Annotated in this window: 9 protein-coding genes; 8 read left to right on the forward strand and 1 reads right to left on the reverse strand. The window is 71.7% G+C overall.

From position 1 onward, the window contains the following. The first annotated feature begins 919 nt into the window (after positions 1–919). The 8 genes from L1857_RS08970 (at position 920) to L1857_RS09005 (ending at position 12,171) form a co-directional block, all read left to right on the forward strand. Complete coding sequence (locus L1857_RS08970) at positions 920–1,567, forward strand: TetR/AcrR family transcriptional regulator (RefSeq protein WP_249464840.1); 648 nt, start codon at positions 920–922, stop codon at positions 1,565–1,567. A 98-nt stretch (positions 1,568–1,665) separates the two neighbouring features. Further along, positions 1,666–3,723, forward strand: a complete 2,058-nt coding sequence (locus L1857_RS08975; protein WP_116111434.1) for a DNA gyrase/topoisomerase IV subunit B — start codon at positions 1,666–1,668, stop codon at positions 3,721–3,723. Between the two features lie 23 nt (positions 3,724–3,746). After that, positions 3,747–6,236 (forward strand): DNA gyrase/topoisomerase IV subunit A, encoded by a 2,490-nt coding sequence (locus tag L1857_RS08980; protein WP_094006641.1) that lies wholly within the window; start codon positions 3,747–3,749, stop codon positions 6,234–6,236. Positions 6,237–7,139: 903 nt separating this feature from the next. Then, positions 7,140–8,339, forward strand: a complete 1,200-nt coding sequence (locus tag L1857_RS08985) for an IS110 family RNA-guided transposase (protein ID WP_094006720.1) — start codon at positions 7,140–7,142, stop codon at positions 8,337–8,339. A gap of 127 nt (positions 8,340–8,466) precedes the next feature. Next, positions 8,467–9,213 (forward strand): alpha/beta fold hydrolase, encoded by a 747-nt coding sequence (locus L1857_RS08990; RefSeq protein ID WP_116111876.1) that lies wholly within the window; start codon positions 8,467–8,469, stop codon positions 9,211–9,213. Positions 9,214–9,273: 60 nt separating this feature from the next. Further along, positions 9,274–10,878 (forward strand): ATP-binding SpoIIE family protein phosphatase, encoded by a 1,605-nt coding sequence (locus L1857_RS08995; RefSeq protein ID WP_116111879.1) that lies wholly within the window; start codon positions 9,274–9,276, stop codon positions 10,876–10,878. Then, positions 10,875–11,195, forward strand: coding sequence for an STAS domain-containing protein (locus tag L1857_RS09000; RefSeq protein ID WP_094006634.1), 321 nt, complete (start codon positions 10,875–10,877; stop codon positions 11,193–11,195). The genes L1857_RS08995 and L1857_RS09000 overlap by 4 nt, the downstream gene beginning before the upstream one ends. 22 nt (positions 11,196–11,217) lie before the next feature. Further along, positions 11,218–12,171, forward strand: coding sequence for a TIGR03557 family F420-dependent LLM class oxidoreductase (locus L1857_RS09005; protein ID WP_116111882.1), 954 nt, complete (start codon positions 11,218–11,220; stop codon positions 12,169–12,171). Here the strand turns inward: L1857_RS09005 and L1857_RS09010 are convergent. Next, positions 12,156–13,289, reverse strand: a complete 1,134-nt coding sequence (locus tag L1857_RS09010) for a citrate/2-methylcitrate synthase (RefSeq protein ID WP_094006632.1) — start codon at positions 13,287–13,289, stop codon at positions 12,156–12,158. The two genes, L1857_RS09005 and L1857_RS09010, sit on opposite strands and share 16 nt — an antisense overlap. Positions 13,290–13,357: the final 68 nt, after the last annotated feature.

Here is a 13,357-nt window from a genome sequence, read left to right on the forward strand (position 1 = left end):
TCGCACGGCCACCACTGGCCCTCTCGCACGGCCATGACCGGTCCACTCGCGCGGCACGGCCACCACTGGCCCTCTCGCGCGGCCATGACCGGTCCACTCGCGCGGCACGGCCACCACTGGCCCTCTCGCGCGGCCATGACTGGTCCACTCGCGCGGCACGGCCACCACTGGCCCTCGCGCGCGGCCATGACTGGTCCACTCGCGCGGCACGGCCACCACTGGCCCTCGCGCACGGCCATGACCGATCCACTCGCACGGCCACCACTGGCCCACTCACGCGACCACCACTGGCCCACTCACGCGACCACCACTGGTCCACTCATGCACCGATGACTGGCCCACTCGTCTGCCCACGACAGCCTCTCTCGGGCCGCGTTGAGATGCCCGCCCGCGCGGCCATGGCAGGCCCTTTCGGGCTGCCATGAGATGCCCGCTCGCATGGCCACCACTGGCCCTCTCGCACGGCCATGACCGGTCCACTCGCGCGGCACACGCACCACTGGCCCACTCGCGCCGCCACCACTGGCCCACTCACGCGACCACCACCGGTCCACTCATGCCCCCACGAACCGGCCCGCTCGTCCGCTCACGACAGGCCCTTTCGGGCTGCCATGAGATGCCCACTCACACGGCCACCACTGGCCCTCTCGCGCGGCCATGACTGGTCCACTCGCGCGGCACACCCACCACTGGCCCACTCACGCCGCCACCACTGGCCCTCTCGCGCGGCCATGACTGGTCCACTCGCGCGGCGCACCCACCACTGGCCCACTCGCGCCGCCACCACTGGCCCTCTCGCACGCCCACGAGCGGCCCACACGCACCGCCACCACACGTCCACTCGCTCGGCCACCAACCGTACCCACTTGCGGACACTGTCCGCAAGCACGTTCCGCGCGCCGCGCAGTACGGTGCGGGCGTGTCCAGCGAACGTCGAGCGTGGGGAAGCCTGGAGCGGGAGCAGATCGTCGCGGCGGCGGTCGCCCTCGCCCGCCGCGAGGGGCTCGACGCGCTGACCATCCGGCGCCTCGCCGCCGAGGTGGGCGCGTCCCGCATGGCGCTCTACCGCCACGTGCCCGACAAGGAGGCGCTGCTCGGCCTGGTCGCCGACGCCATCGCCGCCGACCACGTCCGTCCCGCGGAAGCCGGCGACGGCCCGTGGCCGGACCGGCTGCGTGCGCTCGCTCACGGCATGCGCCGCGAACTGCGCGCCTACCCCGGCTTCGCCGAACTGATCATGACCCGCAGCAACCACGGCCCCGGCGGGCTGCGGCTGGCCGAGACCATCGCGGAGATCCTCGCCGCCGCCGGCCTCGACGAACCCGCCCAGGCGCGCTTCTACCTGGTCTTCCTGGACGTCGTGCTGGGCCGCGCGCACCGCGAGGTGCACGGCGACCCCACGACGCCGGAACGCAACGCCCGCATCTTCGAAGCAGCACAGGCCGGCTCGGCAGCGCCTACACTGAAAGCACTGGTACCGCACCTGCGCGCCGCCACCGCCGACGAGGTCTTCGACACCGAGCTCGACATGCTCGTCGGCGCGATCCACGCCGCACGGCGGCAGTAGGCCACAATCCCCGGGATTGTCGGCGCCCTCCGTTACCCTGCACAAGCGCGGCGCCGAGGTGCCGCCCCACCCCAATCGCTACTGGGAGAGAAGAACCTGTGACTGCTTCTGCTGAGCCTCTCTACGGGGCCGACGACCTTACCCACCTGGAAGGCCTGGAAGCGGTCCGGAAGCGCCCCGGCATGTACATCGGGTCGACCGACAGCCGCGGCATCAACCACCTGTTCAGCGAGATCGTCGACAACTCGACCGACGAGGGTGTCGCAGGTCACGCCACGAAGGTCGTCGTCACGCTGCACGCCGACGGCAGCGTCCAGGTCGACGACGACGGCCGCGGCATCCCGACCGGTGTGCACGCCAAGTCCGGTCTGTCCGGCGTCGAGCTGGTGCTCACCCGGCTGCACGCGGGCGGCAAGTTCGGCGGTTCCGGCTACAAGACCTCGGGTGGCCTGCACGGTGTCGGCGCCTCGGCGGTCAACGCGCTGTCGCACCGCTTCGACGTGACGGTCCGCAACGGCGGCAAGGTGCACGAGATGTCGTTCGCGCACGGCACGCCGGGCGTGTTCGACGGGCCGGGCCCGAAGGCGAAGTTCACGCCGCAGCCCGGGTTGCGCATCACGGGCAAGATGAAGCGCGGCGAGCGCACCGGCACGTCGATCCGCTACTGGCACGACGCGCGGTACTTCGAAAAGGGCGCGGAGCTCGACGTCGAGCAGGTGCGCACGAAGCTGCGCAACACGGCGTTCCTCGTGCCGGGCGTGACGTACGTGCTGCGCACCGCCACTGAGGGGTCGATCAGCGAGGAGACCTTCCACTTCCCCCACGGCCTGGCCGACATGGTGGAGTTCCTCGCGCCGTCGGACGAGAAACCGGTGTCCGGCACGCTGATCATCCGGGGCGAGGGCGCGTACAAGGAGAACGCGGCCGATGCCAACGGCGTCATGCGGTCCAATGTGGAGCGTCACGCCGAGGTCGAGATCGCGCTGCGGTGGGGCACCGGGTACGAGCGCACGGTCGAGTGCTTCACCAACACGATCCGCAACGTGCACGGCGGCACGCACCGCCGCGGCTTCGACCGCGGCGCCACGAAGTCGTTGCAGGAAGCCATTTCCCGCACCCGCGGCCTGCTCAAGGCCAAGGAGGACCTGCCCACGCTCGACGACGTGCTCGAGGGCATGACGGCGGTCATCCACGTGCGCATCCCGGAGCCGCAGTTCACCTCGCAGACCAAGGACGAGCTGTCCACGTCCGGCATCACGCGCGTGGTGCAGGGTGTCGTCGAGCGGCACCTCAAGGAGTGGACCGAGAACCGCAAGACCAAGGCCGAGGCCAAGGTCGTGCTGCAGAAGATCGTCGACGCCGCGCGCGTGCGGCTGACGCAGAAGCAGCAGAAGGACGCGGCGCGCCGCAAGACCGCGCTGGAGGGCGCGGCGATGCCGCCGAAGCTCGTCGACTGCCGCACCACCGGCATCTCGCGCAGCGAGCTGTTCCTCGTCGAGGGTGACAGCGCGCTCGGATCGGCCCGCATGGCGCGGGTGTCGGAGTACCAGGCGCTGCTGCCGTTGCGCGGCAAGATCCTCAACGTGCAGAAGGCCTCGCTCGGCGACACGCTGAAGAACGCCGAGATCGCCTCGATCGTGCAGGTGCTCGGCGCCGGCACCGGGCGCACCTTCGACCTGTCCGCGATGCGCTACGGCCGGGTCATCCTGATGGCCGACGCCGACGTCGACGGCTCGCACATCCGCACGCTGCTGATCACGTTGTTCGCCAAGTACATGCGCCCGGTGATCGAGGACGGCAGGTTGTTCGCCGCGATGCCGCCGCTGCACAAGATCGTCACGAAGGGCCGCAACCCGGAGACCATCTTCACCTTCACCCAGCGCGAGATGGAGCAGAAGGTCGCCGAGCTGGAGGCCGCCGGCAAGCAGATCGTCAAGCCGGTCCCGCGGTTCAAGGGCCTGGGCGAGATGGACGCCGACGAGCTGTGGGAGACCACGATGAACCCGGCGACCCGCTCGGTGCGGCGCATCACCCTGGACGACGCCGAGGCCGCGGAGGCCGCGCTCGAACTGCTGATGGGGGAGAAGGTCGAACCCCGCCGCAACTGGCTCGTCGAATCCGCCGCCCGCGTGGACCGCGAAGCGATCGACGTCTGAGTTTTCCCGAGGAGACAACAGCAATGGCACGCCGATCCAAAACCGCCGTGACCCGGGTCGATCCGGCCGCGTTCGACCAGGCGGGCGCGCAGGTCTTCGAGAACCCGGTCAAGACCGAGATCGAGGACTCCTACCTGGAGTACGCCTACTCGGTCATCCACTCCCGGGCGCTGCCCGACGCGCGGGACGGCCTGAAGCCGGTGCACCGCCGGATCCTGTTCGCCATGAACGAGGCCGGCTACCGGCCCAGCCACGCGTACGTGAAGTCCTCGCGCGTGGTCGGCGACGTGATGGGCCGCTACCACCCGCACGGCGACACGGCGATCTACGACGCGATGGTCCGCCTGGCGCAGGACTTCTCGATGAACGCGCCGCTCATCGACGGGCACGGCAACTTCGGTTCGCCGGACGACGGCCCGGCCGCGTCCCGGTACACCGAGGCCCGCATGTCGCCCGAGGCGATGCTGCTCGTCGGTGAGCTGGGTGAGGAGACGGTCGACTTCCGGCCGAACTACGACGGTTCGCTGATGGAGCCGTCGGTGCTGCCCGCCGCGTACCCGAACCTGCTGGTCAACGGCACGTCGGGCATCGCGGTCGGGATGGCGACCAACATGATCCCGCACAACATGGGCGAGGTCATCGCGGCCGCGCGGTGGCTGATCAACCACCCGGCCGCGACGCTGGACAAGCTGATGGAGTTCGTGCCGGGCCCCGACCTGCCGACCGGCGGGATGCTGCTGGGCCTGGACGAGGTGCGCAAGGCGTACGAGACCGGCCGCGGCGTGGTCCGCATGCGCGCCAAGGTCGAGATCGGCCCGCTGCCCGGCAGCCGCGGCCGCCAGGCGATCACGGTCACCGAGCTGCCCTACGGCGTCGGGCCGGAGAAGGTGATCGAGAAGATCACCGAGGAGGTCAACAAGTCCAAGCGGCTCACCGGGATCGCCGACGTCAAGGACCTCACCGACCGCGAGAACGGCACGCGGCTGGTCATCGAGTGCAAGGTGGGCGTCAACCCGCAGCCGCTGCTGGCCGACCTGTACCGGCTCACGCCGCTGGAGCAGTCGTTCGGCATCAACAACCTCGTGCTCGTCGACGGCCAGCCGCAGACGCTGGGGCTCAAGCAGCTGCTCGAGGTGTTCCTGGACCACCGCTACGAGGTGGTCACGCGGCGCACGAAGTACCGCCGCCGCAAGCGCGAGGAACGGCTGCACCTGGTCGAGGGTCTGCTGATCGCGTTGCTGGACATCGACAAGGTGATCCGGCTGATCCGCAACAGCGACGACGCCGCGCAGGCCAAGGACGGCCTGATGAAGCGGTTCAAGCTGTCCGAGATCCAGGCCACCTACATCCTGGACACGCCGCTGCGCCGGCTCACCAAGTACGACAAGCTCGAACTCGAGGACGAGCAGGAGAAGCTACGCGCCGAGATCGCCGAGCTGACCAGGATCCTCGAGGACGACAAGGAACTGAAGAAGGTCGTCTCGGCCGAGCTGGCCAAGATCGCCAGGGACTTCAAGACCGAGCGGCGCACCGCGCTGATCGACGGTGACCTCAAGGAGGTGCTGGCCGCGTCGAAGCCGGCCGGTCCGCTGGAGGTCGCCGACGACCCGTGCCAGGTGATCCTGTCCGCCACCGGGCTGGTGGCGCGCACGGCGGCGGAGTCGGAGGAGGCGCCGGAGGGCCGCCGCCGCAACGGCCGGGTGAAGCACGACGCGGTCGCGGCGATGGTGCACTCGACGGCGCGCGGCCAGGTCCTGCTGGTCACCAGCCGGGGCCGCGCCTTCAAGACGGACGTGCTGCCGTTGCCGGTGCTGCCGGAGCAGAGCGGCACGGTGTCGCTGCGCGGTGGGATGGCCGCGCGCGAGCTGGTGCCGCTGGACAAGGGCGAGAAGGTCATCGGGATCGCGCCGCTGGGTGAGCAGGCCGCCGGGTCGCCGGGGCTCGCGCTCGGCACGCGGCAGGGCGTGGTGAAGGTGGTGGCGCCGGACTGGCCGGTGCGCTCGGACGAGTTCGAGATCATCGGGTTGAAGGACGGCGACGAGGTGGTCGGCGCGGTGTGGCTGGCCGACGGCGAGGAGACGTTCGCGTTCCTGTCCTCGGACGCGTCGCTGCTGCGGTTCCCGGCTTCGCTGGTGCGGCCGCAGGGGTTGAAGGGCGGCGGCATGGCGGGCATCAAGCTCGCCGGTGACGCCGAGGTGGTGTTCTTCGGGGCGATCCGGACGGACGACGCGGAGCACGGCGACCCGATGGTGGTGACGGCCACGGGGGCGAGCGTGAAGATGACGCCGTTCGCCGAGTACCCGGCGAAGGGCCGCGCGACCGGCGGTGTGCGGGCGCACCGCTTCCTGAAGGGGGAGACGCGGCTGACGGTCGGCTGGGTCGGCCCACGCCCAGCCGCGGCGTCGAAGACCGGCGACCCGGTGGAACTCCCGGAGCCCACCCCCCGCCGCGACGCCTCGGGCGCCCCCCACCCCGGCCCGGACGTGGTAGGCCACCTGATCGAACGCAGCTGACAACGCCCGGGGGGCGGGATTCCGCCCGGACTCCCGCCTACGAGCGGGATTCGCGGGCGCCCCCGCCCGGTGGCGGGATTCAGGGCGGGCGCCCCCCGCCCGCTGGCGGAAGCCCAGCGCGAGAACGCCTCGCGCGGGAGCGCCCCGCCAGGGCACGAGCCGCGCGTGCGCGCGCCTTCGCGCCGGGGCGCGATTCCTGAGCTGGGGGTGAGCCCGCGCTGGGCGCGAGCGCTTGGCGTCGCCATCTTCGGGCGCCTGCGGCACCCGCGTCGGCGGGCGACCCCGCCGCGGCGGGCGCCTGCGGTGCCTGCGGCGCCCGCATCGGCGCACGGCCCCGCCGCGGCGCGCGATCCCCCACGGCGGCCGACTCCGCACGGCGCGCGATCCCGCACGGCGGCCGATCCCGCACCGCGGGCGACCCCGTGCGGCGGCCGATCCCGCACCGCGGGCGACCCCGTGCGGCGGCCGATCCCGCACCGCGGGCGACCCCGTGCGGCGGCCGATCCCGCACCGCGGGCGACCCCGTGCGGCGGCCGATCCCGCACCGCGGGCGACCCCGTGCGGCGGCCGATCCCGCACCGCGGGCGACCCCGCACGGCGGCCGATCCCGCACCGCGGGCGACCCCGTGCGGCGGCCGATCCCGCACCGCGGGCGACCCCGCCACTGCGCCCCGTTACCTTTTTCGTGGTTCCTGATCAAGGAGCTGTGGTCGCCAGGTTCGGTATGACTGATGCCCCCAGTCGAGGTCATGATCCGGGGGGTGGTGTCGCCGGGCCTGGTGGCATCGGGGGACCGCTGAATAGGGACACGGCCACCCTTGGGGTAGGTCTCGTCGCAGGCGTGGGTGCCGGCCATCGATGCCCTGACCGGCGACCACCCGCGACGGATGAAAGACACTGTGCATGACCAGCAGTTATGGCGTGTTCCTCGGCCTGGATGTCGGCAAGGGCGACCATCACGCCGTCGCTCTGGACGCGACCGGGAAACGGCTGCACGATGGGCCGCTGCCCAACACCGAACCCAAGCTGCGGGCGTTGTTCGACAAGCTCGCCGTTCACGGGCCGCTGCTGGTCGTCGTCGATCAACCAGCCACGATCGGGGCACTGCCGGTCGCGGTCGCCCGCGCCTGCGGGCATCAGGTGGCCTACCTGCCCGGTCTGGCGATGCGGCGTATTGCCGATCTCTACCCGGGCAATGCCAAGACCGACGCCCGGGACGCGTTCATCATCGCCGACGCCGCCCGCAGCCTGCCCCACACGCTGCGCCCGGTCGACACCGGTGACGAGGCCCTGGCCGAGCTGGAGGTCCTGGTCGGGTTCGACGACGATCTGGCCGGTGAGGCCACCCGGCTGGGCAACCGGATCCGCGGCCTGCTCACCGGCATCCATCCCACGCTGGAACGTGTCCTGGGTCCCCGCATCACGCACCCAGCGGTGCTGGAGATCCTGTCCCGCTGCGGCGGCCCGACAGGCATCCGCAAAGCCGGACGCCGCAAGGTCACCGCCATCGCAGCGACTCACGCGCCCCGCCTGGGCGAGAAACTCGTCGCCGACATCTGGACCGCGTTGGGCGAGCAGACCGTCACCGTCCCGGGAACGGCCGCAGCCGACACCGTCCTGCCCCGACTCGCCGACAGCCTGAAAACCGTGCTTCAGCAACGCAACCAGGTCGCCACCGAGGTGGAGGACATACTTGATGCTCACCCTCTTGCCGGGGTCCTGACCTCGATGCCCGGCATCGGGGTCAGGACCGCCGCCCGCATCCTGCTCGAGGTCGGCGACGCCTCCGCCTTCAAGTCCTCGGCGCATCTGGCCGCCTACGCCGGCATCGCCCCCGTCACCCGCAGCTCCGGCACCAGCATCAAAGGCGAACACCCCACCCGCAACGGCAACCGCAAACTCAAACGCGCCTTCTTCCTCGCCGCCTTCGCCGCCCTGCACGACCCCACCAGCAGGGCCTACTACCAGCGCAAACGCGACGAAGGCAAGAAACACAACGCCGCCCTCATCTGCCTCGCCCGACGCCGCTGCGACGTCCTCTACGCCATGCTCCGCAACGGCACCCACTACCGCCACCCCGACCCCGCCCCCGCCGCGGCTTGACAATCACATAGGGACACCCCCCCGCGGTTTTTGGGGTCCCTCCGGCTCGCGTTCTACGCTCCCGGAAAGCGTGCGTCACGCCAGCGCCCGCCACTCGAACGAGTGATCCTGCGGAGGGAGCCCGGCCATGGTGGAAGATCGGTCGGTCCTCACGCGTCCCGCGCCCGCGCCGGACGGCGAGCTTCGCTACGGGCCCGGCCCGGACCACGTCGCCGATCACTGGCGTGGCCGCCCGGACGCGCCACTGATCGTCGTCATCCACGGGGGCTTCTGGCGGCCCGACTACGACCGCCGGCACATCCGGCCCCTCGCGCACGCCCTGGCGCGGACCGGTCTGAACGTCCTCTCCATCGAGTACCGCCGCGTCCCCGGCGCGCCCCGGCTCACCACCGCCGACGTCGCCGCCGCGCTCGATGTCCTGCCGGTGGAACTCGCCGGGCAGTACGACGGCCGCGTGGTCGTGACCGGGCATTCCGCGGGCGGTCACCTCGCCCTGTGGGCCGCCGCCAGCGCGCCCGCGCCCGGACTCGCCGCCACCGTCACCCTGGCCGCCGTCGCCGATCTGGCCCTCGCCGACCGGCTCGGTCTCGACGACGGCGCCGTCCGAGCCTTCCTCGGCGACACCCCGCCGGACGGCCTCGACCCCGCCCGGCTGCCCTCGCCGGCCCGGCCCGTCGTCCTGATCCACGGCACCGCGGACGAAATCGTGCCCGCCGCCCTGTCCCGCGCCTACCGCGAAGCCCACCCGGACACGCGCCTCATCGACGTCCACGACGCGGGCCACTACGCGTTGATCGATCCGGACAACACGGCCTGGCCTGCGGTATCGTCGAACCTGCTCGCCCCGGCAACCGATGCGGAACCGTGGCAGTGACAACCTGATTCCGCGGAAACCACGGGTTTCTCCGACCTGAGCAGGGGCTAGTCTCGCATCATGTCGACTTCGGCCAGCGCGCGACTGGAAGCCGAGCACAAGCTCCAGCGCATCGGTCTCGTCAGCGACAGCGCGCTCGCCCACCTGGCCACCGAGGACCTCCTGCCCGAACTCCTGGACCGCGTGCGCCAGGTCCTCAACTCCGACACCGTCGCCGTGCTGCTGCTCGAACCGGGCGGCCGGGAACTGGTCGCGGTCGCGGCGCGCGGCATCGAGACCGAGGTGTCCCAGGGCGTCCGGGTCCCGGTCGGCAAGGGCTTCGCCGGGCAGGTCGTCGCGCGCCGGGAGCCGGTGCAGCTGCAGCGGGTCGACTCGACGACGGTCGTCAACCGGCTGCTCTGGGAGAAGGGCATCCAGACCCTGCTCGGCGTCCCGCTGCTGGTCGGCGGCGACGCGCTGGGGGTGCTGCACGTCGGCTCGCTGTCGCCGCGCGAGTTCACCCCGGAGGACGTCGAGCTGCTCCAGCTGGCCGCCGACCGGATCGCGCTCGCCGCCCACGCCCAGCGCGCCAAGGCCGAGCGCGCCGCCGCGGCGGAGCTGCAGCGCAGCCTCCTGCCGACCCAGCTGCCGATCGTCCCGGGCCTCGAACTCGCCGCGCGCTACGTGCCCGGCGACGAGGGTGCCATCGCGGGCGACTGGTACGACGTCTTCCTGCTGCCCAACGGCTGGCTCGGCGTGGTGATCGGCGACGTCGTCGGGCACGGCCTGCCTGCGGCGATCGTGATGGGCCGGATGCGCAGCGCCCTGCGGGCCTTCGCGCTGGAGGGCGGCGACCCGGCCGAGGTGCTGTCCAACCTCGACCGCAAGATGCAGCACTTCGAGCCGGGCATGATGGCCACGGTGCTCTACGCGCTGGTGGAGCCGAACTTCGAGCGGCTGCACGTGTCCTCGGCCGGCCACCTGGTGCCCGTCCAGGGGCGCGTCGGCGAACGGGGCAGGCTGCTCGACGTCGCCGTCGACCCGCCGATCGGCGCCCTGCGGGACGTGCGGCGCCGGGTGACCGTGTCGGAGATGCCGCCCGGATCGGTGGTCTGCTTCTACACCGACGGACTGGTCGAGCGGCGCGGCATCGCCCTCGACGACGGGCTGGAGCGTCTCTGCGACGCCGTGCACCCGGCCCAGGCCCACACCGTCTGCGCCGACGTGATGGCCGAGCTGATCGGCGAGGACACCCCCGACGACGACGTGGCGCTGCTGGCCGTGCGCCGCCAGAACCGCGCGGACCTCGGCCCGCTGGAGCTGACCGTGCCCGCCGTACCCGAGTCGCTGAAGGAGGTCCGGTCCGCGATGCGCCGGTGGCTGACCATCGTCGGCGCGAGCCAGGACGCGACGTCCGACCTGCTGGTCGCGGTCGGCGAGGCCACGTCCAACGCCGTCGAGCACGCCTACGGCCCGGCGGGCGGGGTGATCAAGGTGCGGATGGAGCTGCGCGGACGGGACGCGATCGCCACCGTGTGCGACGAAGGCCGCTGGCGCCCGCCGCGCGGCGAGAACCGCGGCCGGGGCACGCTGTTGATGCACCGCTGCGGGGACGAGGTCCGCATCGACCACCACGCGCACGGCACCGAGGTCATGATCCGCCGGGCGATCGGGCACGCGGAATGACCGCGGCGACGATCGATGCCGTCAACGACGGCGGTCACGTCCTGCTGCGGGTCAGCGGGGAGATCGACCTCGCGAACGCGAACGCCGTGCAGGACCAGATCTTCTCCGCGATCGGCAACGACGTCATGCGCGTCTCGATCGACCTCACCGAGGTGACCTATTTGGACAGTTCCGGGCTGCGGGTGCTGTTCACGCTCACCGGGCGGCTCAAGGTGCTGCAGATGGGGCTGGACCTGGTCGTCGCGCCCGCCTCGCCGGTGCGCCGGGTCCTGGAGATGTCCGGCTTCGAACCGCTGGCGAAGGTGCGTGAGGGGTGACCGGCGCGGGTAGTCCCGGCGCATGGTGAGTGTCGGTTACTTCCTGTCCAGCGAGGAGCACGGGCCCCGCGAGCTGGTGGAACAGGCGAAGAAGGCAGAGCAGGCCGGGTTCGAGCGGTTGTGGATCTCCGACCATTTCCACCCGTGGACGGGCGAGCAGGGCAACAGCCCGTTCGTGTGGTCGGTGATCGGGGCGCTGTCCCAGGCGGTCTCGCTGCCCATCACGACCGCGGTGACCTGCCCGACCGTGCGCATCCACCCGGCGATCATCGCGCAGGCCGCGGCCACGGCGGCGGTGCAGTGCGAGGGCCGGTTCGTGCTCGGGGTCGGCTCCGGTGAGGCGCTCAACGAGCACATCCTCGGCGACCCGTGGCCGCCCGGCTCGCGGCGGCTGGAGATGCTGGAGGAGGCCGTCGAGGTGATCCGCAAGCTGCACACCGGCGAGCAGGTCACGCACTACGGCAAGCACTACACGGTGGAGCAGGCGCGCATCTACACGCTGCCGGAGCAGCCGGTGCCGATCTACGTGTCGGCGTTCGGGCCGAAGACGGCGCGCCGGATCGCGAAGATCGCGGACGGTTTCGCCACGGTGATGCCCGACGGCGAACTGGTCCACTCCTACCGCGAGGCCGGCGGGCGCGGGCCGATCCAGGGCGGGTTCAAGGTGTGCTGGGCCGATTCGGCGGAGCAGGCACGGGAAACGGCGCACCGGCTGTGGGCGAGCGACCTGCTGCCCGGCAGCCTCGGGCGCATCCTGCCGACGCCGCGCGACTTCGAACAGGCCGTGCCGGTGGTCACCGAGGAGCAGGTCGCGGGCCAGATCCCGTGCGGCCCGGACGCCGACGCGCACGCGCAGGCCGTGCGCCAGTTCGCCGACGCCGGGTTCGACGAGGTGTACGTGTCGCAGATCGGCCCGGAGCAGGACAAGTTCTTCGACGCCTGGTCGTCGAAGGTGCTGCCTCAGCTCACCGGCTGAGGCGCGGGCGGACCGACGTAGCGGGCCGCCGGGCGGATGATCTTCGACCCGGCGGCCTGCTCCAGCACGTTGGCGCACCAGCCGACGACCCGGCTCACCGCGAACGTCGGGGTGAACAGGGCGCGCGGCAGGCCGCACAGTTCCATCACGACCCCGGCGTAGAACTCGACGTTGGCGTACAGCTCGCGTCCCGGTTTCAGCTCGGCCAGGATCTCGACCACCCGCCGCTCGACCGTCGTCGCGAAGTCGGCCAGGTCGCCGCCGAGCCCGGTCGCGATCTCGCGCAGCAGGACCGACCGCGGGTCCTGCGTCCGGTAGACGGCGTGGCCGAAGCCCATGATCCGGTCGCCCGCGGAGATCCGGGCGCGCACCCACGCGTCGATGCGGTCCGGGGTGCCGATCGCGTCGAGGCTCGCCAGCGCGCGGTCGGGCGCGCCGCCGTGCAGCGGCCCGCTGAACGCGCCGAGCGCGGCGGCAACCGCGGACACCACGTCGGCGCCGCACGAGGCGACGACGCGCGCGGTGAACGTCGAGGCGTTGAACCCGTGGTCGACGGTGGCGATCAGGTACTGCTCGATGGCCCGCGCGTGCTCGGCCGCCGGTTCCGCGCCGCTGACGAGGTACAGCCAGTTGGCGGCGGCACCGAGGTCGGCGCGGGGTTCCAGGGGCTCCAGGCCGGCGCGGAGGCGGTGCAGCGCGGCCAGGATCGTCGGCGTCACCGCGCAGACCAGCATGGCGTCGGCCTTGCGCCGGTCGGGGCCGGCGTCCCACAGCGGCGGCAGGTCACGTGCCGCGGCGAGGACGGACAGGGCGGTGCGCAGGCCGGCGATCGGATGGCCGCCGGCGCGCGCGACCAGCGGCAGGATCTCGCGCAGCTCGCCGGGCAGCACCCGCAGCGGCGCCAGTTCCTTGGCGAAGCGGACCCGTTCCTCGGGTTCGGGGAGGCGGCCCTCCAGGAACAGGAACCAGACGTCCTCGAACGTCTTGTGGCGCGCCAGGTCGATCGCGTCGTACTGGCGGTAGTGGTAGAAGCCCTCGCGCCCGCGGACGTCGCCCAGCTCGGTGGTGGTGACGACGACGTTGCGCAGTCCTGCGGGCACGTCGATGAGTTCGGTCATGCCTTCACTGTCGGTACATTGATTGAGTATTGTCAATATTGATCAAGTCAATGTGAATCGGGAAAGCG

It is taken from the genome of Amycolatopsis thermalba (assembly GCF_023376025.1).
Classification (GTDB): domain Bacteria; phylum Actinomycetota; class Actinomycetes; order Mycobacteriales; family Pseudonocardiaceae; genus Amycolatopsis_E; species Amycolatopsis_E thermalba.

Coding starts and splice junctions, on each gene's coding strand:
- L1857_RS09000 (WP_094006634.1), top strand. CDS start 10,875: ATGACCGCGGCGACGATCGATGCCGTCAACGACGGCGGTCACGTCCTG.
- L1857_RS08995 (WP_116111879.1), top strand. CDS start 9,274: ATGTCGACTTCGGCCAGCGCGCGACTGGAAGCCGAGCACAAGCTCCAG.
- L1857_RS09005 (WP_116111882.1), top strand. CDS start 11,218: ATGGTGAGTGTCGGTTACTTCCTGTCCAGCGAGGAGCACGGGCCCCGC.
- L1857_RS08980 (WP_094006641.1), top strand. CDS start 3,747: ATGGCACGCCGATCCAAAACCGCCGTGACCCGGGTCGATCCGGCCGCG.
- L1857_RS08990 (WP_116111876.1), top strand. CDS start 8,467: ATGGTGGAAGATCGGTCGGTCCTCACGCGTCCCGCGCCCGCGCCGGAC.
- L1857_RS08985 (WP_094006720.1), top strand. CDS start 7,140: ATGACCAGCAGTTATGGCGTGTTCCTCGGCCTGGATGTCGGCAAGGGC.
- L1857_RS09010 (WP_094006632.1), bottom strand. CDS start 13,289: ATGACCGAACTCATCGACGTGCCCGCAGGACTGCGCAACGTCGTCGTC.